The sequence below is a fragment of the Kitasatospora sp. NPDC057965 genome (genome assembly GCF_042887135.1).
Taxonomy (GTDB): Bacteria; Actinomycetota; Actinomycetes; order Streptomycetales; family Streptomycetaceae; genus Kitasatospora.
Genome location: NZ_JBHVPZ010000019.1, coordinates 175,262 through 193,946, shown reverse-complemented (window position 1 = coordinate 193,946; position 18,685 = coordinate 175,262). Strand labels below are relative to the sequence as shown.

The 18,685-nt window shown below is 73.5% G+C and carries 12 protein-coding genes and 1 pseudogene; 1 reads left to right on the top strand and 12 read right to left on the bottom strand.

All coding sequences use genetic code 11. From position 1 onward, the window contains the following. Window positions 1-99: pseudogene (locus ACFVVU_RS25005) on the top strand (ATP-binding protein); the annotation flags it as partial. Between the two features lie 112 nt (window positions 100-211). Here the strand turns inward: ACFVVU_RS25005 and cimA are convergent. The 12 genes from cimA to ACFVVU_RS24945 form a co-directional block, all read right to left on the bottom strand. After that, complete coding sequence (cimA, locus tag ACFVVU_RS25000) at window positions 212-1,822, bottom strand: citramalate synthase (RefSeq protein ID WP_387792294.1); 1,611 nt, start codon at window positions 1,820-1,822, stop codon at window positions 212-214. 325 nt (window positions 1,823-2,147) lie between these two features. Continuing rightward, a complete protein-coding gene (locus tag ACFVVU_RS24995) occupies window positions 2,148-2,717 on the bottom strand; it encodes a Uma2 family endonuclease (protein ID WP_387792292.1) in 570 nt (189 codons plus the stop codon). A gap of 92 nt (window positions 2,718-2,809) precedes the next feature. Then, a complete protein-coding gene (locus ACFVVU_RS24990; protein ID WP_380689707.1) occupies window positions 2,810-3,922 on the bottom strand; it encodes a branched-chain amino acid aminotransferase in 1,113 nt (370 codons plus the stop codon). Window positions 3,923-4,139: 217 nt separating this feature from the next. Further along, window positions 4,140-5,177 (bottom strand): 3-isopropylmalate dehydrogenase, encoded by a 1,038-nt coding sequence (locus ACFVVU_RS24985; protein WP_380689709.1) that lies wholly within the window; start codon window positions 5,175-5,177, stop codon window positions 4,140-4,142. A 76-nt stretch (window positions 5,178-5,253) separates the two neighbouring features. Next, window positions 5,254-5,475: a hypothetical protein gene (locus tag ACFVVU_RS24980; protein ID WP_380689711.1), complete on the bottom strand. Its 222-nt coding sequence runs from the start codon at window positions 5,473-5,475 to the stop codon at window positions 5,254-5,256. Between the two features lie 113 nt (window positions 5,476-5,588). Further along, window positions 5,589-8,990 carry a S8 family serine peptidase gene (locus ACFVVU_RS24975; protein WP_387792289.1) on the bottom strand — a complete coding sequence of 1,134 codons (3,402 nt, stop codon included), beginning with the start codon at window positions 8,988-8,990 and terminating at the stop codon, window positions 5,589-5,591. Window positions 8,991-9,253: 263 nt separating this feature from the next. Further along, window positions 9,254-9,415 carry a hypothetical protein gene (locus tag ACFVVU_RS24970; protein WP_380689089.1) on the bottom strand — a complete coding sequence of 54 codons (162 nt, stop codon included), beginning with the start codon at window positions 9,413-9,415 and terminating at the stop codon, window positions 9,254-9,256. Window positions 9,416-9,725: 310 nt separating this feature from the next. Further along, window positions 9,726-11,309, bottom strand: a complete 1,584-nt coding sequence (gene serA, locus ACFVVU_RS24965) for a phosphoglycerate dehydrogenase (protein ID WP_380687100.1) — start codon at window positions 11,307-11,309, stop codon at window positions 9,726-9,728. Window positions 11,310-11,550: 241 nt separating this feature from the next. Beyond that, on the bottom strand, window positions 11,551-12,549 hold the full coding sequence (ilvC, locus tag ACFVVU_RS24960) for a ketol-acid reductoisomerase (protein ID WP_350550163.1): 999 nt from the start codon (window positions 12,547-12,549) through the stop codon (window positions 11,551-11,553). Window positions 12,550-12,658: 109 nt separating this feature from the next. Continuing rightward, complete coding sequence (gene ilvN / locus ACFVVU_RS24955) at window positions 12,659-13,183, bottom strand: acetolactate synthase small subunit (RefSeq protein WP_030302941.1); 525 nt, start codon at window positions 13,181-13,183, stop codon at window positions 12,659-12,661. A 35-nt stretch (window positions 13,184-13,218) separates the two neighbouring features. Further along, window positions 13,219-15,072 carry an acetolactate synthase large subunit gene (locus ACFVVU_RS24950; protein WP_380687102.1) on the bottom strand — a complete coding sequence of 618 codons (1,854 nt, stop codon included), beginning with the start codon at window positions 15,070-15,072 and terminating at the stop codon, window positions 13,219-13,221. Between the two features lie 310 nt (window positions 15,073-15,382). Further along, the gene (locus ACFVVU_RS24945; RefSeq protein ID WP_387792300.1) at window positions 15,383-18,319 is read right to left on the bottom strand and encodes a putative bifunctional diguanylate cyclase/phosphodiesterase; all 2,937 of its coding nucleotides are present in this window, start codon (window positions 18,317-18,319) and stop codon (window positions 15,383-15,385) included. Window positions 18,320-18,685 lie beyond the last annotated feature (366 nt).

Genomic DNA, 18,685 nt, shown 5'->3' with positions numbered 1-18,685 from the left:
GACACCCCCGTCATCACCCTCGACGCCCGACGCCGCGACAGCGCCAAGAGCGCCCTCATCACCCTCGTCGAACACGCCCTCCTCGCCCGCCTGCGGTGAACCGGGGGCCGTGCCCGACGACGTACGGCCGCACGGCGCGGCCCGCGGACCCTCCGGTCCACGGGCCGCGCCGTCCTGCCTCCGCCCACCGCCAGGGTGGCCTCAGCCGGCCTCAGGCGGCGTCCGGCTCCAGGCCGGCCCGCAGCAGGCCGTGGGTGTAGGCGTCCTCCAGCGCCAGCCAGGAGGCGGCCACCACGTTGTCGGCCACCCCGACCGTGGACCAGGTGGAGGTGCCGTCGGCGGTGTCGATGAGCACCCGGGTCTTGGAACCGGTGCCGTGCTGGCCCTCCAGGATGCGGACCTTGTAGTCCACCAGCTCCAGCGCGGCCAGCTGCGGGTAGATCCGCTCCAGGGCGGTGCGCAGCGCCCGGTCCAGCGCGTCGACCGGGCCGTTGCCCTCGCCGGTGGCGATCATCCGCTCGCCCTTGGCCCAGAGCTTGACGGTCGCCTCGTTGCCCGTGGTGCCGCCCGGGCCCTGCTCGCTGATCGTCCGCCAGGACTCCAGCGTGAAGAAGCGCTCCCGGCGGCCGCGCACCTCGTCGCGGAGCAGCAGCTCGAAGGAGGCGTCGGCGGACTCGTAGGTGTAGCCGAGGCTCTCCTGCTGCTTGACCTTGGCGACCACCCGGCCGGCGAGGTCCCGGTCGGTGGAGAGGTCGTAGCCGAGCTCCTTGCCCTTGAGCTCGACGGAGGCGCGGCCGGCCATGTCGGAGACCAGCATCCGCATGGTGTTGCCGACCGTCTCCGGGTCGATGTGCTGGTAGAGGTCCGGGTCGACCTTGATCGCCGAGGCGTGCAGACCCGCCTTGTGGGCGAAGGCGGAGAAGCCGACGTAGGGCTGGTGGGTGGAGGGGGTCAGATTGACCAGCTCGGCGATCGCGTGCGAGATCCGGGTCATCTCGGCGAGGCTGCCGGGCGGCAGCACCCGGCGGTCGTACTTGAGCTCCAGCGCGCCGACCACCGGGAAGAGGTTGGCGTTGCCGACCCGCTCGCCGTAGCCGTTGGCGGTGCACTGGACGTGGATGGCGCCGGCGTCGACCGCGGCCAGGGTGTTGGCGACGGCGCAGCCGGTGTCGTCCTGGGCGTGGATGCCGAGCCGGGCGCCGGTCTGCGCCAGGACGTCGGCGACGATCTCGCGCACGCCGGAGGGCAGCATCCCCCCGTTGGTGTCGCAGAGCACCACCACGTCGGCGCCGGCCTCGTGGGCGGTGCGGACCACGGAGAGCGCGTACTCCCGGTTGGCCCGGTAGCCGTCGAAGAAGTGCTCGCAGTCGATGAAGACCCGGCGGCCCTGGGCGCGCAGATGGGCGACGCTGTCCCGGACCATCTCCAGGTTCTCGTCGAGGGTGGTGCGCAGCGCCAGTTCGACGTGCCGGTCGTGCGACTTGGCGACCAGGGTGATCACGGGCGCGCCGGAGTTCACCAGCGCGGCCAGCTGCGGGTCGTCGGCGGCGCGGCCGCCGGCCCGGCGGGTGGCGCCGAAGGCGACCAGCTGGGCGTGCCGGAGGTCCAGCTCCTGGGCGGCGCGGGCGAAGAACTCGGTGTCCCGGGGGTTGGCACCGGGCCAGCCGCCCTCGATGAAGCCCACGCCGAACTCGTCCAGGTGCCGGGCGATGGCCAGCTTGTCGGCCACCGTGAGGTTGATGCCCTCGCGCTGGGCGCCGTCGCGCAGGGTGGTGTCGAAGACGTGGAACGCGTCGTCGAGGAGGTTGCTCGCCTGGGTCATGACCCTGGGTTCTCCGTTCCGGGAGGTCGGTTACTGCTCTGCCGGTTCTTGTCCGGCTCCACTGTCCAGCATCCCGCGCGCACCCGGTGTCCCTCGGCCCCTTGTGGGGGCTCCGGCCGGTCCGGGGGAAACAAAAAGACCCCTCGCGGGTGCGAGAGGTCTGCGCGCGGGTCTGGACGCTGGTGGTCGCCCCGCATCGGGTGGTGCGGTGGCGGTCACTGCGGACCGGCGCGCCTGCTGCTAATAATCAGCGAAAGCGAGGACACGCCCGCAGTCTAGGCACATCCTCCGGACCGCGGCCCATCCGTCTCGCCATCCGGAACACCTACTCGACGAGCTCGGCGGTGTCGAGGGTGAAGTCGAACGGCTCCGGCAGATCGAGCGGATCGCCGAGGGGGACGGTGGTCACGGTGGTGTAGTCGCCGCGTGAGGGCTCGCTGTGCAGCACGACCACGTTCCGGTCACGGTCGACCAGCAGGTAGAGCGGGATGCCCGCAGCCGCGTATCCCTTGCGCTTGTCGTGCCGGTCCGCGTCGGGCCTGCTCGACGTCACCTCGGAAACCATGAGAACGCCCTCGGGCTCGGACCAGGATCCGTGGCCCAGCATCGCGCCGCGGACCGTGAACGTGCCGTCCGGAATGAACCTCCCGGTCGGGACGATCAGCCCCTTCCCACCGCCGAAGTCCATGTCTTTGGCACTCCGGCGGGCCACTTGCCAGCTGAGCCTGCCAACCACCGTCTCGTGTTCGCCGTCCTGCGGTGGGGTCACGACGATCTTCCCCTCGATGAGCTCGGCCTTGAACCCCTTGGGGGTGTCGAGGGCCAGAAAGGCTTCGAGGAGGTCATGGTCCGGAGCGCACGACGTCTCGGCGTATCCGTGCGGCAGAGCGGTCACGGTCCCTCCCTCTGCTTCGCCGGGCTCAACGACCTGAGCAGTTCGAGGTTACGGCTCCGGGTGCCCCGGTGTCCCGGGGCACCCGGGGATCGTCAGACGATCTTGTGCAGCCAGCCGTGGGTGTCGGGGGTCTGGCCGCCCTGGATGGCGAGGAGGGCGCGGCGCAGCTCCATGGTGACCGGGCCGGGCTCGCCGGCGCCGACGGTCCAGTCGCCACCGCGGGACTTCACCGAGCCGACCGGGGTGATGACGGCGGCGGTGCCGCAGGCGAAGACCTCGGTGAGGGTGCCGTCGGCGTTGCCCTGCTTCCACTCGTCGGTGGAGATCCGGCGCTCCTCGACCGCGTAGCCGAGGTCGGAGGCGAGCTGCAGCAGCGAGTCGCGGGTGATGCCGGGCAGCAGGGCGCCGGACAGCTCGGGGGTGACGATCCGGGCGTTCTCGCCCTCGCCGAAGACGAAGTAGAGGTTCATGCCGCCCATCTCCTCGATCCACCGGTGCTCGGCGGCGTCGAGCCAGACCACCTGGTCGCAGCCCTTGGCGGCGGCCTCGGCCTGGGCGACCAGCGAGGCGGCGTAGTTGCCGGCGCACTTGGCGGCACCGGTGCCGCCCGGGGCGGCGCGGACGTAGTCCTCGGAGAGCCAGACCGAGACCGGCTTGACGCCGCCGGGGAAGTAGGCGCCGGCCGGCGAGGCGATGATCATGAAGAGGTAGGAGTTGGCCGGGCGCACGCCCAGGCCGACCTCGGTGGCGAACATGAACGGGCGCAGGTAGAGGCTCTGCTCCGGCTCGTTCGGGACCCAGGCCTGCTCCTGCTGGACGAGCAGCTCGACCGCCTCGACGAAGGCCTCGACCGGCAGCTCGGGCATCGCCAGCCGACGGGCGGAGGCCTGGAAGCGGGCGGCGTTGGCCTCCGGGCGGAAGGTCGCGATCGAGCCGTCGGCCTGGCGGTAGGCCTTGAGTCCCTCGAAGATCGCCTGGCCGTAGTGGAGGGTCATGTTGGCCGGGTCCATCTCGATCGGCGCGTAGGGCGCCAGCTGGGCGTCGTGCCAGCCCACGCCCTCCGTCCAGCGGATGGTGACCATGTGGTCGGTGAACACGCGCCCGAAGCCCGGGTTGGTCAGCCGGGCCTCGCGCTCCGCCGGGGAGAGCGGGTGCGCGGAGGGCTTGAGGTCGAACGTGATGGGCGCCTGGGTGGGCGTGCTCATGACTGTGTGTCCTTCACCGTGGGGTTGGTCCGGGCCGCCCGCCGGTGGCGTCCCGCCCTTGCCGGGCAGAACGGACGCACGACGACACGGCCCACTGTCGATACTCGCATCCAGAGGGCCGTGCCGAACAGTCGCGGACTCCTTGGATGTCCGCAAGCTGCCGTTATGGGGTCCGGCCCGGTGGGGGCCGGAACACCGTCTGTCGGGTTCCGGCCTCCTAGGCGGATACTCGGGCGGCGAGCGCGTCGCCGACCTGGGCGGTGGTACGGGTCCCGGTGCGCTCGGTGAGGTCCGCGGCGACCGCGTCCTCGATCCGGGCGGCCTCGGCGGGGTACCCGAGGTGGTCGAGCAGCATGGCGACCGACAGCACGGTGGCGGTCGGGTCGGCCTTGCCCTGGCCGGCGATGTCCGGCGCCGAGCCGTGCACGGGCTCGAACATCGACGGGAAGGCGCCGCTCGGGTTGATGTTGCCGCTGGCGGCCAGGCCGATGCCACCGGTGACGGCGGCGGCCAGGTCGGTCAGGATGTCGCCGAACAGGTTGTCGGTCACGATGACGTCGAACCGCTCGGGCTGGGTGACGAAGAAGATGGTCGCCGCGTCGACGTGCAGGTAGTCGGTGGTGACCTCGGGGAACTCCCGGCCGACCTGCTCGAAGATCCGGGTCCACAGGTGGCCGGCGTGCACCAGCACGTTGTTCTTGTGCACCAGGGTCAGCTTCTTGCGCGGACGCGCCTGGGCCCGGCGGTAGGCGTCGCGCACCACGCGCTCGATGCCGAAGGCGGTGTTGAGGCTGACCTCGGTGGCCACCTCGTGCTCGGTCCCGGTGCGCAGCGTGCCGCCGTTGCCGACGTACGGGCCCTCGGTGCCCTCGCGGACGACCACGAAGTCGATCTCCGGGTCGCCGGCCAGCGGGGACTTCACCCCGGGGAAGAGCCGGCCCGGACGGAGGTTGATGTGGTGGTCGAAGGCGAACCGCAGCTTGAGCAGCAGCCCGCGCTCCAGCACGCCGGAAGGCACGCTCGGGTCGCCGATGGCGCCGAGCAGGATCGCGTCGTGGGCCTTCAGTTCGGCGAGGACGCTGTCCGGAAGGGTCTCACCGGTGCGGTGGTAGCGCCGGGCCCCGAGGTCGAACTCGGTGGTCTCCAGCTTCACATCGGCGGGAAGCACCGCACCCAGCACCTTGAGGCCCTCGGCCACCACTTCCTGGCCGATACCGTCACCGGGGACGACTGCGAGACGAATCGTGCGAGACATGTTCGGAGGCTACTCCGGTGTCCCACAGCCTGACATCCGGCGTCCACCATCCGGACAATCCACCGCCCGGGAAGGCTCAGGTCAGATCGATGTCGACCGGGAACGGACGGTCCAGCTTCAGCTGCTTGTGGTGGATGCCGGTCAGCCCGTAGAGCCGGGTCGCCGGGTCGAGCTCGTGGGTGTGGACCACCGCTTGCTCGTGCTCCCCCATCTCCACGCGCCAGAAGTGCGCGATTCCGGCGGTGGCGTACTTGCGCGGCTTGACCTCGCGGTCGCGCTCCCGGGACTCCTCCGACACGATCCCGATGGCGAGCAGGACGTCCTTCGCATCGCAGTACGTCGGACCGATCCCCCCGGGGCTTCATCCTTTCGAGGGGCGTGCACGGATCCGTGCACGCCCCTCGGCCGTTCCTAGGGCAGGGTCAGGATCTGGCTGCGGTGGGCCTCCGGGTCGAGGTGGTGGAGGAGGAGGATCCGGGACCGGTCGCCGGGGGTGCGGCGGATGTCGAGGACGGTGGCGGGGCGGACGGGGGCCGCGATCGCGGCGGCGGCGCCGGGGGCGGTGCGGATGTCGACGGCGGGCTGCAGGACGTCGACGGCGAGGGTGGGCCGGGCGCCCTCCAGGCCGATCGCGGAGAAGGCCTCGGCCGGGTCCGGGGTGCCGGAGCCGGTGAGGCCGGACCACAGGGCGTAGTGGACGGTGCTGTGGCCGGCCCCGATGCCCGGCAGGGCGGCCAGGCGGACCGGCAGGACCACCGCGTCGGAGTCCAGCAGGGCGGTGTCGGTGTCGCCCCAGCGGGCGTTCAGCGGCTGGACGTCCAGTTCGGCGCCGGTCCGGGCGTCCAGCGAACGGGCCACCAGGACGTCGCTGCCGCGCAGCCGGTCGGCCTTGACGATCACGTCGGTGACGCCGTCCCCGTCGGTGTCCAGCGAGGCCCGGACGGCGAACAGCCCGACCGGGGTGGCGGCCGGCGCCCACACCCGGGCGCCGAGGTAGAGCCGGCCCTCGGTGAGCGGGTCCCCGGCGACGGCGGGCGCGTCGGTGGCGGCACCGACCGCGCGCAGGTTGGCCGCCCGATCGCCGGGGCGCTCGACGCAGAGGTCCTGGAGGTGCCCGGCCTGCCCGGTGCCGTCCTCCTCCGGGACGAAGCCCGCGCCGGGGCCGACCGCCGCCCCGCTGTCCGGCGGGCAGTCGGGCCAGCGCCCGCCCTCCCCGCCGAGCGCGAAGGCGCTGACCAGGCCGGGTCCGCCGCCGGGGGCGCCGGTGCCGGTGAGCGGGACCAGCACGCCGCCGTGGGCGGCCCGGAGGGGGGTGGTGGCGACCAGGTCGGAGGCGGCCCGCGGGGCGGCGAACAGCGGCACCCGCAGCCCCGGGGCGGCCGGGTCCTCCGGGGTGAGCAGCAGCCGGCCGGAGAGCTCGCCGCGGTAGCTGCGGGCCCGGCCGCCCTGGAGGGTGGCGGTCGTCGGGTCGGGGGCGCGGCCGAGCGCGCCGGGCACCCGGAGGGTGACCCGCACCCGCGCGGTACCACCGGACGGGACCTCGACCCGGGCGGGCGCGAGCTCGAAGCGGGCACCGGGAGCGTCGGTGGCGGCCGCGTAGCCGGTCCGGTAGGCGACCGGGGCGGCGGAGAGGTTGCGCACCTCGACCTCGCGGACCGGGGCGAGCGGCCCGGTGGTCTCGACCGGGCCGAAGGAGACGCCGACGGCGCCCTCGACCGCCCCCTCCCCCGCCGCGTAGGCGACGGCCGGGGTGCGCACGGCGCGGTCCACGGCGGCCCGGCCGGCGCCGGTGCGCTCGGGCCCGTAGACCGGGCCGGTGCCGCCGTCGCCGAGCCAGGTGTCCCCGGCGGTGTTCATCAGCGCGGCCTTGACCTGCTCGGCGGTCCAGTCCGGATGGACGGCGCGGACCAGCGCGGCCAGCCCGGCGACATGCGGGGTGGCCATCGAGGTGCCGTCCTCGCGCTGGCCGCCGGTACCGCTGCCGACCAGGGCGGACCAGATGGTCTCGCCGGGTGCGGCGAGGTCGGGTTTGACGACGCCGGGCACGCCGATGCCGCGCGAGGTGAAGTCGGTGAGGGTGTCGAGCCGCTGCGGTTGGTCCTGGGCGACGGCGCCGTGCAGCGGGTCGCCGGGCGCGGCGAGGCGGACCCGGACCGTCCCGGCGGCGGCGCCCGCGCGCAGCCGTTCGCCGTCGGCGCGGCCGAGCAGGGCGAGCGGCGCCCGGTCGTTGCCGGAGATCTCGGCGAGGTGGTCGTCGTCGGCGGCCAGCAGGGCGCCGATCGCGCCCGCGTCGGCGACGTGGTCGGCGCGCGGGCCGGAGCCGCAGGCGCGCTCGGACTCGCGGGTGCTCCAGGCGAGCACCGCGATCCGCCCGGCGAGCCGCTGCCGGTCGGCCTCGGAGAAGGCCGCGCAGCCGTCCGTCTGCTCGGCGGGCAGGGCGAGTTCGCCGGTCACGTCGGCGGTGGACCAGTCCCGGTAGCGGGCGCTCCAGTGGGCCGGGACGACACCGGCGAGCGACGGCGGGTCGAGCACGGTGATGCCGTCGGCGTCGCCGTGCGGGTCGACGGAGGCGGCCACGGCGACGGCCCGGGCGGCGGTGCCGGGGCTGCCGCCGATGCCGTAGACGTCGCCCTCGTTGCCGGCGGCGGCGACCACCACGGTGCCGAGGGCGACGAGCCGGTCGACGGCGAGGGCGTCGGCGTCGTCGGTGGAGCCGAAGCGGCTGCCGAGCGAGAGGTTGAGGACGTCGAGGCGGTCGCTCGGGTCGCCGTCGCCGTCCGGGTCGGCGGCCAGGTCGAGGGCCTGGCCGAGCTGGTCGGTGGAGCCGTCGCAGCCGAAGACCCGGATCGCGTACAGCTGGGCGCCGGGGGCGGCGCCGGGGCCGACCTTGAAGCCGGCCGGGTCCAGGCCGGGCCGGTAGGGGCCGCGGTAGGTCCGTCCGTCGGCGGTGACGCCGAGGCCGGCGGCGGTGCCGGCCACATGGGTGCCGTGCCCGTTGCGGTCGCAGTCGATCGGGTTGTCGTCGGGGTGCGGGTCGGGCTGGTAGTGCGGGGCGCCCGGGTCGGGCTGGTAGTCGTCGCCGACCAGGTCGCGGCCGCCGATCACCTTGGCGTTGGGGAACAGCCCGGCGGGCGCGGGCCCGGCGCCGTCGACGGACCGGAACGCCTCCTCGGTGCCGGGGCCGCCGAAGTCGGCGTGGGTGTAGTCGATGCCGCTGTCGGCGACGCCGATCCGCACGCCCTGCCCGGTACTGCCGGACGCCCCTTCCTCGGGCGCCCCGCCCGCGACCGGGCCGCCCGCCCAGACCTCGGGCGCGCCGGTGACCGGCACCGAGTGGGCGTTGTCGCGCCCCTTGCGGACGATCGGGTGCACGGCCGTGACCCCGGGCAGGGTGCGCAGCGCGGGCAGCCGGCCGGCCGGCGCGCTCACCGCGAGGCCGGCGACCAGGGTGCGGGTGCGGTAGAGCTCCCGGGCGGCGGGCACCGCCCCGTGGACGGCCCCGGCCAGCCGGTCGAGCGCGGTGGAGACGCGGGCCCGCTGCTCGGCGCCGGCCCGGGCCGCCTCCCGGCGGACGGCGTCCGGGGAGCGCCGCCGGCTCCGGGCCTCGTCACCGGCCCGCCGCCAGGCGGGGGCGACTGGCTCGGTGGCGAGTTCCAGCAGGACGGACACGGGCCGGTCGGCGGTCCGGGCGGGCGGGGCCGTCGGCGGACTGCCGGCGGCCGGGGCGGCGCCGGTGAGCAGTGCCGGTCCGGCCAGCAGGGCCAGGGCGAGGCCGATCCGGGCGAGCGGTCGGCGGACGGTGGGACGACGCATGGGGTCCTCTCCCCCGGCCGGGGGAACTGATCCGCGTCCCGTACCGCTGACGCCCGCCCGCGCGGCCGTCGATCACCCTTCCGGGGGCCCCAAATTAGGAATATCGCGCCGGTCAGGGCGAGCAACCTCCCCCGAACGGTGGCAAGTTGAACCCCTTGGAGTGACATTCCGTCAGCCCGTTCGGCCCATTCGGCGGATGAACGCCACTCGGGCGCCCCCGGCGCGAAGGGCCGGCCGCAGATCGGCCGACGATCGGCGGCGGGTCAGTGGTGGCCGGTCACGCCGCCGTTGTCGCGGCGGTCCAGCGCGCGCTGGAGCGCGGCGGCGGCGAAGGGGTTCGGCTCGGCGGCCCGGCGGCGGCGCGGAGCGCGGGTCTGCGGGGCGGCGGGGGCGGAAGCGGCGTGACGGTCGGCGGTCGGGGGCATACCGGGCTCCTTGGTTCGATACGCGCCGTGGGGACGGACGCGGCGGTGGGGAGGAGGGGGGTACACCGGGCGGGGATCACCTGCCCATGGGGCGTACGCGCACGCACGGGCCGCACACCCTGGCTGCAGGGGCGGCGCACCGTACGGCTTCCACCACGGTAAGGCCCGGGACCTGCGGTGTCTGCACGAATACTTGGATTTCCTACTATCTGAGACGACCGTCACCCGGAGGAACGCGCCAGGGCCCGGACCGCCGTGCGTACGGCGGTCCGGGCCCTGGCGCGAGGTGCGGCGCGGGGCGGTCCGGGGCTCAGGCGCCCAGGTCGACCGAGCGCGCGAAGCGGGCGCCGATCTCGGCGGCGATGGCCGAGAGCACCTCCTGCGGGATCTCGCTGTCCACGGTGAGGGAGGCCAGCGCGCCGCTGCCGTCGCGGGCGACCTGCATGCCCGCGATGTTGATGCCGGCGTCGCCGAGGTGGCGGCCGAGCACGCCGACCACGCCCGGGCGGTCCTCGTACTTGAAGAAGGCCATGTGGTCGGTGAGCGCCACGTCCACGTCGAAGGCGTCCACGCCGACGATCTTCTGGATCTGCTTGGGACCGGCCAGCGTGCCGGAGATGGCGATCTCCTCGCCGTTCGCGAGGGTGCCGCGCACGGTGATGACGTTGCGGTGCTCGGGGCTCTCGCTGGAGGTGGTCAGCCGGACCTCGACGCCGCGCTCCTGGGCGAACAGCGGGGCGTTGACGTAGGACACCGTCTCCGCCACGACGTCCTCGAACACGCCCTTGAGGGCCGACAGTTCGAGCACCTTGACGTCGTGCTGGGTGATCTCGCCGCGCACCTCCACGTCGAGCCGCACCGCCACCTCGCCGGCCAGCGCGGTGAAGATCCGGCCGAGCTTCTCGGCCAGCGGCAGACCCGGGCGGACGTCCTCGGCGATCACGCCGCCCTGGACGTTGACCGCGTCCGGCACCAGCTCGCCGGCCAGCGCCAGGCGCACCGACCTGGCGACGGCGATGCCGGCCTTCTCCTGGGCCTCGTCGGTCGAGGCGCCCAGGTGCGGGGTGGCCACCACGTTGTCGAGGGCGAACAGCGGGGAGTCGGTGCACGGCTCCTTGGCGTAGACGTCCAGGCCGGCGCCGGCCACCCGGCCGTCGCGCAGGGCGCTGAGCAGCGCCTCCTCGTCGACGATGCCGCCGCGGGCGGCGTTGACGATCCGGACCGACGGCTTGACCTTGTGCAGCGCCTCGTCGCCGATCAGGCCGATGGTCTCCGGGGTCTTGGGGAGGTGGACGGTGATGAAGTCCGAGACCTCCAGCAGTTCCTCCAGCGAGACCAGCTTGACGCCCATCTGCGCGGCGCGGGCGGCCTGGATGTAGGGGTCGTACGCGACGATCTTCATGCCGAACGCGGACATCCGCTGGGCGACCAGAACGCCGATCCGGCCGAGGCCGACGACGCCGAGGGTCTTCTCGCTCAGCTCCACGCCGGTGTACTTGTTGCGCTTCCACTCGCCGCCCTTGAGCGCGGCGTTGGCCGGCGCGATGTTGCGGGCGACCGAGATCAGCAGGCCGCAGGCGAGCTCGGCGGCGGTGACGATGTTGGAGGTCGGGGCGTTCACGACCATGACGCCGGCCTTGGTGGCGGCGGAGACGTCCACGTTGTCGAGACCGACGCCGGCCCGGGCGACGACCTTGAGCTTGCGGGCGGCGGCCAGCGCCTCGGCGTCGACCTTGGTGGCGGAGCGGATCAGGACGGCGTCGACGTCCGCGATGGCGGTCAGCAGCTCGGTGCGGTCCGCGCCGTTGCAGTGACGGATCTCGAAGTCGGGGCCAAGGGCGTCGACCGTGGCGGGCGAGAGCTCTTCGGCGATCAGAACTACGGATTTGCTCACGACAGTGTGTCCTTAACTGTCCGGTTCCCCCGAGCACGAAGGTGGCGTGGAGGGCGGGGGAAGGTGGCATGCCGCGTAGGTAGACGCACGACGCTGTGGGCCTGACGCGCACTCGGAGTGTATCGGCGGGCTGGGTAGCGGGCTGCTCCCGTCCGGCGAAATCACCCGGACGGGAGCAGCCTAGTTGTACAAGGGCGTTACAAAATCGAGAGGGTCCGATTCAGTGCGCCCCCGGCGTCGCTCAGGCCTCTTCCTTGACCCAGCTCATCAGCTTGCGCAGCTTCTTGCCGGTGGTCTCCAGCAGGTGGTCCTCGTCGGCCTTCTTGTACTCGTTGTACTTGGGCAGACCGGCCTTGTACTCGGCGATCCAGGTGTTGGCGAAGGTGCCGTCCTGGATCTCGGCGAGGACCTTCTTCATCTCGGCCTTGGTGGCGTCGGTGATGATGCGCGGGCCGGTGACGTAGTCGCCCCACTCGGCGGTCTCGGAGACCGACCAGCGCATCTTCTCCAGGCCGCCCTCGTACATCAGGTCGACGATGAGCTTGAGCTCGTGCAGGCACTCGAAGTAGGCGATCTCCGGCTGGTAGCCGGCCTCGACCAGGGTCTCGAAACCGGCCTTGACCAGGGCGGCGGTGCCACCGCAGAGAACGGCCTGCTCGCCGAACAGGTCGGTCTCGGTCTCCTCGGTGAAGGTGGTCTTGATGACGCCGGCCTTGGTGGCGCCCAGGCCCTTGGCGTAGGACAGCGCCAGGTCGAAGGCCTTGCCGGAGGCGTCCTGCTCGACGGCGACGATCGCGGGGACGCCGCGGCCCTCCTCGTACTGGCGGCGGACCAGGTGGCCCGGGCCCTTCGGGGCGACCATGCAGACGTCGACGTCGGCCGGCGGCTTGATGAAGCCGAAGCGGATGTTCAGGCCGTGGCCGAAGAACAGGGCGTCGCCGGCCTTCAGGTGCGGGGCGATGTCCGCCTCGTAGACGTCGGCCTGGATCGGGTCCGGCACCAGGATCATGATGACGTCGGCCTCGGCCGCGGCCTCGGCGGGGGTGACCACGCGCAGGCCGGCCTCCTCGGCCTTCTGGCGGGACTTCGACTCCGGCTTCAGGCCGACGCGGACGTCCGCGCCCGAGTCGCGCAGGGACAGCGCGTGGGCGTGGCCCTGGCTGCCGTAGCCGATCACCGCGACCTTGCGGCCCTGGATGATGGACAGGTCGGCGTCGTCTTCGTAGAACAGCTCGGCCACGGGGGCACATCTCCTTGCGAGTGGTTTGCCTGGGTCTGCTTCGGTTCCTACCGTATGCGGACCCGGTGAAGGGGTGGGGCAGTAGTCAGGGTTTGAGATGGGGCGCGGGTCAGGCGCTGCGGTCGAGGGCACGCAGCGAGCGGTCCGTGATCGAACGGGCGCCGCGTCCGATGGCGACCAGGCCGGACTGGACCAACTCCTTGATGCCGTAAGGCTCCAGCATCCGGAGCATGGCCTCCAGCTTGTCCGAGCTGCCGGTGGCCTCGATGGTCACCGCGTCCGGGGACACGTCGACCGTCTTGGCGCGGAACAGCTGGACGATCTCGACGATCTGCGACCGGGTCTCGTTGTCGGCGCGGACCTTCACCAGGACCAGTTCCCGCTGGATCGCAGCGGACTGGTCGAGTTCGACGATCTTGATCACGTTGACGAGCTTGTTGAGCTGCTTGGTGACCTGCTCCAGCGGGAGGTCCTCGACGTTGACCACGATGGTCATCCGGGACACGTCCGGATGCTCGGTGGGGCCGACGGCGAGGGAGTCGATGTTGAAGCCCCGACGGGAGAACAGCGCGGCGATCCGGGCGAGCACGCCGGGCTTGTTCTCGACCAGGACGGAGAGGGTGTGCTTGGACATGGGTCGTGGGTTCCCTTGGTCGTTCCGGAAGGGGCTCAGTCGAGGTCGTCGCCGAAGTCGGGGCGCACCCCGCGGGCGAACTGGATCTCGTCGTTGCTGGTGCCGGCCGCGACCATCGGCCAGACCATGGCGTCCTGGTGGACGATGAAGTCGATGACCACCGGGCGGTCGTTGATCGCCATCGCCTGCTCGATGACCGCGTCGAGGTCCTCGGGGCGCTCGCAGCGCAGGCCGACGCAGCCCATCGCCTCGGAGAGCAGGACGAAGTCGGGGATCCGGGTGCCCTGGGCCGGCGGCTCGATGCCGTCGTGGCCGGGGCCGGAGTGCAGCACGGTGTTGGAGTAGCGCTGGTTGTAGAACAGCGTCTGCCACTGCCGGACCATGCCCAGGGAGCCGTTGTTGATGACCGCGACCTTGATCGGGATGTCGTTCAGGGCGCAGGTGACCAGCTCCTGGTTGGTCATCTGGAAGCAGCCGTCGCCGTCGATCGCCCAGACCGCGCTCTCCGGGCGGCCCGCCTTGGCGCCCATCGCGGCCGGCACGGCGTAGCCCATGGTCCCCGCGCCGCCGGAGTTGAGCCAGGTGCCCGGCTTCTCGAAGCGGATGAACTGCGAGCTCCACATCTGGTGCTGGCCGACGCCCGCGGCGTAGATGGCGTCCGGGCCGACCAGCCGGCCGATCCGCTCGATGACCTGCTGCGGGGAGAGCTGGCCGCCCGCCGCGGGCTCGTAGCCCAGCGGGTAGGTCCGCTTCCACTCGTCGAGCCGCTCCCACCATTCGCTGTAGTCGCCCTTGTGGCCGGCGTCGAACTCGGCCTGGACGGCGACGATCAGGTCGGCCAGCACCTCACGGGCGTCGCCGACGATCGGCACGTCGGCCGGGCGGTTCTTGCCGATCTCCGCCGGGTCGATGTCGGCGTGGACGACCTTGGCGTACGGCGCGAAGCTGTCCAGCTTGCCGGTGACCCGGTCGTCGAAGCGGGCGCCGAGGGTGAAGAGCAGGTCCGCCTTCTGCAGCGCGGTGACGGCCGGGACCGAGCCGTGCATGCCGGGCATGCCCAGGTGCTGCGGGTGGCTGTCCGGGAAGGCGCCGAGCGCCATCAGGGTGGTGACCACCGGGGCGCCGGTCAGCTCGGCGAGGATCCGCAGCTCGGCGGTGGCGCCGGCCTTGATGACGCCGCCGCCGACGTACAGGACCGGGCGCTTGGCGGTGACCAGCAGCTTCGCGGCCTCGCGGATCTGCTTGGCGTGCGGCTTGGTCACCGGGCGGTAGCCGGGCAGCGAGGTCTCGACCGGCCAGCGGAAGGTGGTGGTGGCCTGCAGGGCGTCCTTGGCGATGTCGACCAGGACCGGGCCGGGGCGGCCGGTGGCGGCGATGTGGAACGCCTCGGCGATCACCCGGGGGATCTCGGCCGGGTCGGTGACCAGGTAGTTGTGCTTGGTGATCGGCATGGTGATGCCGCAGATGTCCGCCTCCTGGAAGGCGTCCGTGCCGATCGCCTGGGAGGCCACCTGGCCGGTGATCGCGACGATCGGCACCGAGTCCATGTACGCGTCGGCGATCGGGGTGACCAGGTTGGTGGCACCCGGGCCGGAGGTCGCCATGCAGACGCCGACCCGGCCGGTGGCCTGCGCGTACCCGGTGGCGGCGTGACCGGCGCCCTGCTCGTGGCGGACGAGGATGTGACGCACCTTGGTGGAGTCCATCAGCGGGTCGTACGCGGGAAGGATGGCCCCGCCGGGGATGCCGAAGACGGTGTCCGCACCGACGGCCTCCAGCGAGCGGATGAGCGACTGGGCGCCGGTCATGGTCTCGACGACGTGCTGCGGAGCGGGAGCGTGGGCGGCCGGGGTGTCCCCGCGGCGGGGGGCTGCGGCGTGCTCAGTCATCTGCCTGTCTCTTCTCGGTTCTGGCCGGCCCGGTGGTTGCGGGCCCCGGGGGGTCGAGGGGTGGGGTCCCGCTTGCGGGCCGATCGCCGGCTCTGCCCCAATCGTCCCTTTCGCGGGGCCACGGGGCCAGGGGTCTTGCAGTGGTGGAACGGCGTCGGTGCAACAAAAAACCCCTCGTGCCCAAGGGCATGCGAGGGGTGGCGCGTCGGTCTGTCACGAGCGGGGCATGGCCCGCTCAGCCGACGCGCCCGCCAAGTACGAGAATTCGGGTGCGCATGGCAACGACCTTCCTCCCGTCAAGGCCCGACTGTCAAGCAGGTGGGATGACAGTCTCGCCATGCGGACCCGTTCCCGGGCCCGCCACGGCCGGATGTTCGGGCAGGTCGGAGGGGCTGCGGTGAGCTGCGACACGTCCCCTTCCGCCCTCCGCGCGCCCACTCGTCCGAGTGTCCGCGGTCAGGTACACCCGCCGGACCGGCGGCGGGCCGGGCGGCCTCGGCACCGGGTAGACGCGGCGGGCCAGCGCGCGCCGCAGCCGGGCCTCCTCCAGCGGTGCGGAGAAGGCCGAGCCCTGCACCTGGCGGCAGCCCAACTCCTGCAGCACCGCCACCTGGCGGGGCAGGTCGACGCCCTCGGCTCCGGTGACCAGTCCGAGGTCCCGGCCGAGCCGCAGGGCGTGCCCGGCGAGCGTGCGGGCGAGCACGGAGTCGCCCAGGTCGTGGACCAGCGAGCGGTCCAGCTTGAGGCCGTCGAAGGGCAGCCGGGCGAGCGCGCCGAGCGAGCCGCCGCCGGCCCCGAAGCCGGCCAGCGCGGTGGAGACGCCGAGCCGACGCAGCGCGGCGAGCCGGCGGCCGAGTTCGTCGGCCAGCTCGTCCGGGCCCATCCGGGCCACCTCGACGATCAGTTGGCCGCCCGGCAGCCCGCTGTCGCGCAGCGCGGCGGCCACCGTCTCGTACAGGCCGGGCGCGCAGAGCCGCTCGGCGGAGAGCCGGACCGAGACCGGGACCGGCGGCGGGTCCGGACGGCCGCGGGCGGGCAGGGCGCGGCGCAGCGCGGCGGCGGTGACCGCCTCGCGGACCAGCCAGCGGGAGAACCGGGCGGCGGCGTCGCGGTGTTCGGTGGAGCGCAGGAACTCGGCGGGGGTGAGCAGCAGCCCCTCGGCGGAGCGCCAGCGGGCCTGCGCCTCGACGGCGGTGACCGCTCCGCTCGCGAGGTCCACCACCGGCTGGTGGAGCAGGGCGAAGCCGCCCTCCCGGACGGCCGCCCGCAGCCGCTCGTCCAGTTCGGTGCGGCGCTCCAGGTCGGCGCGCATGGCCGGGCTGTAGAGCATCACCCGGCCCTTGCCCTCGGACTTGGCGCGGTACATCGCGAGGTCGGCGTTGCGCATCAGCTCGTCGGCGGCGGCGCGCGGATCGGCGGCCGGGCCGCGTTCGGGGCTGCCGAAGGCGATGCCGATGCTGGCGGCGACGCTGAGTTCGCTGCCGCCGATCCAGTACGGCTCGGAGAGCGCGGTGCGCAGCCGGTCGGCGAGTTCCTGGACCTGGAGACGGCCGAGCGGGCCGCAGACCAGCGCGGCGAACTCGTCGCCGCCGAACCGGGCGACGGTGTCGCCGCAGCGCACGGCGCCCTGGAGCCGGCGGGCGGCCTGGACGAGCAGTTCGTCGCCGACCTGGTGGCCGGCGGTGTCGTTGACCGCCTTGAAGCCGTCCAGGTCGAGGAAGAGCACGGCGACCCCGGCACCGGCCTCGTCCTGCGGACCGCGGATGGCCAGCGCGGTGCGCAGCCGCTGGGTGAACAGCGCCCGGTTGGGCAGGTCGGTGAGCGGGTCGTGGAACGCGTTGTGCTGCAACTGGGCCTGGAGCATGACGCGTTCGGTGACGTCGCGGCTGTTCAGGATGAGGCCGTCGCGGTACCGGTCGACGGTCGACTCGACGTGCAGCCACTCGCCGGCGCCGGAGCCGATCCGGCACTCCACCCGGGCTGCGGGCAGCGGCTCGCCGCCCGGGTCGCGATGGGCGGCGAGCCGGCCGCGGGCCAGGAAGCGGCGGACCTCCAGCAGCACCCGGTCGACGTCCTCGGGGTGGATGAGGTCGAGCAGGTTGCCGCCGACCAGCTCCTCCGGATCGCGCCCGTAGACGCCGAGCGCGGCCGGCGAGACGTAGGAGAGCACGCCGTTGGCACCGGCGATCATGATGACGTCGCTGGAGCCCTGCACCAGGGAGCGGAAGTGCGCCTCCTTGTGGGCGAGTTCCTGGGCCAGCGAGAGGTTGTCGAGCAGCATGATGCCCTGCCGCAGGATCAGCGCGAGGCCGACGGTGCAGGCGGCCGAGGCCACCACCCGGTCGAGCGAGCGCCCGCCGAGGGCGTTGTAGAGGATCCCGGCGGTGCAGACGGCGGCGGCCGCGTACGGGGTGAGCGCGCTGAAGGTGGTGGCCACCCGGCGGCGCGGCAGCCCGCCGACCGCGGGGTGCTCGCGCAGCGGGCGGCGCCAGCGCGGGGACCACGGCGCCCAGGCGAGCAGCAGACTGCCCGCGAACCAGCCGGCGTCCAGCAGTTCGCCGGAGTGGTAGCTGCTGCGCAGCTCGGGCGAGGTGAACAGGGCGTCGCAGAGCACCGTGACGGCGAGGCCGACCATGGCGGTGTGGACGGCGGCCCGGTTGCCGTCCCGGCCGCCGAAGCGCAGGCCGACGACCAGCGAGACGAGCAGGATGTCCAGCACCGGGTAGGCCAGGTTGAGCGCGAGCCGCAGCGGGGAGCCGGCCTCGCCGGCGGCGGTGCGGCCGAGCGCGAGGCTCCAGCTGAGGGTGAACAGCGAGCCGGCCACCAGCCAGCCGTCGAGCAGCAGGCAGAGCCAGCCCGCGGCGCTGCGCGGGCGCTGGGCGAGTACCAGGACGCCGGTGATGGCGAGCGGGGCGAAGAGCAGGAAGGCGTACTCGGCGAGCGAGTTCGGCGGCAGCGGGGTGCGTTCGACCAGCTCGTACCAGCCCCAGGTGCCGTTGCCGAACGCGACCATGAGCGAGGAGAGGCCGAACAGCAGCCAGGCCGGGCGGGCGTGGCCGCCGACCGTGCAGCCGTAGGCGAGGCAGGAGAGCGCGGCGGCGAGGGCGGCGGCGGCCAGGCCGAAGTCGCCCATGAAGACGGCGATCCGGCGCGATCCCCAGCCGAAGGCCGCGCCGAGCGTGTAGGCGAGGCAGAGCACGCCCAGCACGGCCCCGGGCAGCTTGCGGCTGTAGAGCGCCCGGCGCAGCGCCCCGGGTCTGCCGCGCCGGGCCGCCGGTGGGGCCGGTGCGTGGACGGCGTGCCGGGACGCGCCGCGCGGGGGCGGGCCCGACGGGAGCGGGACGCCGACGGGCGCACCGGTCACCGGCGGACCGCTCACGGGCGGCGGTCCGCCCACGAGCAGGTCGGTGTCCGGCGCCTCCGGCCGTCCGGCTCCGGGCAGCACCGCGTCGGTGGAGCTCACTCGGCCTCTCCCCCTCCGGCCCGGGACCTCGCGCCCCGGTCACGGACCACCGGCCGCGCGCCTGGTGGCCGTGCGCGGTGACCTGGCGCCCCGTCAGGGCGGTGGCCCAGGGGGCGGGGGGCCTGCCGGCCGTCCCGCCACACCGATGTT

What these genes read in the sequence shown, in the direction of transcription:
- cimA (WP_387792294.1), bottom strand. Translation starts at nt 1,822, where the DNA reads ATGACCCAGGCGAGCAACCTCCTCGACGACGCGTTCCACGTCTTCGAC.
- ACFVVU_RS24990 (WP_380689707.1), bottom strand. Translation starts at nt 3,922, where the DNA reads ATGAGCACGCCCACCCAGGCGCCCATCACGTTCGACCTCAAGCCCTCC.
- ACFVVU_RS24985 (WP_380689709.1), bottom strand. Translation starts at nt 5,177, where the DNA reads ATGTCTCGCACGATTCGTCTCGCAGTCGTCCCCGGTGACGGTATCGGC.
- ACFVVU_RS24975 (WP_387792289.1), bottom strand. Translation starts at nt 8,990, where the DNA reads ATGCGTCGTCCCACCGTCCGCCGACCGCTCGCCCGGATCGGCCTCGCC.
- ACFVVU_RS24970 (WP_380689089.1), bottom strand. Translation starts at nt 9,415, where the DNA reads ATGCCCCCGACCGCCGACCGTCACGCCGCTTCCGCCCCCGCCGCCCCG.
- ilvN (WP_030302941.1), bottom strand. Translation starts at nt 13,183, where the DNA reads ATGTCCAAGCACACCCTCTCCGTCCTGGTCGAGAACAAGCCCGGCGTG.
- ACFVVU_RS24950 (WP_380687102.1), bottom strand. Translation starts at nt 15,072, where the DNA reads ATGACTGAGCACGCCGCAGCCCCCCGCCGCGGGGACACCCCGGCCGCC.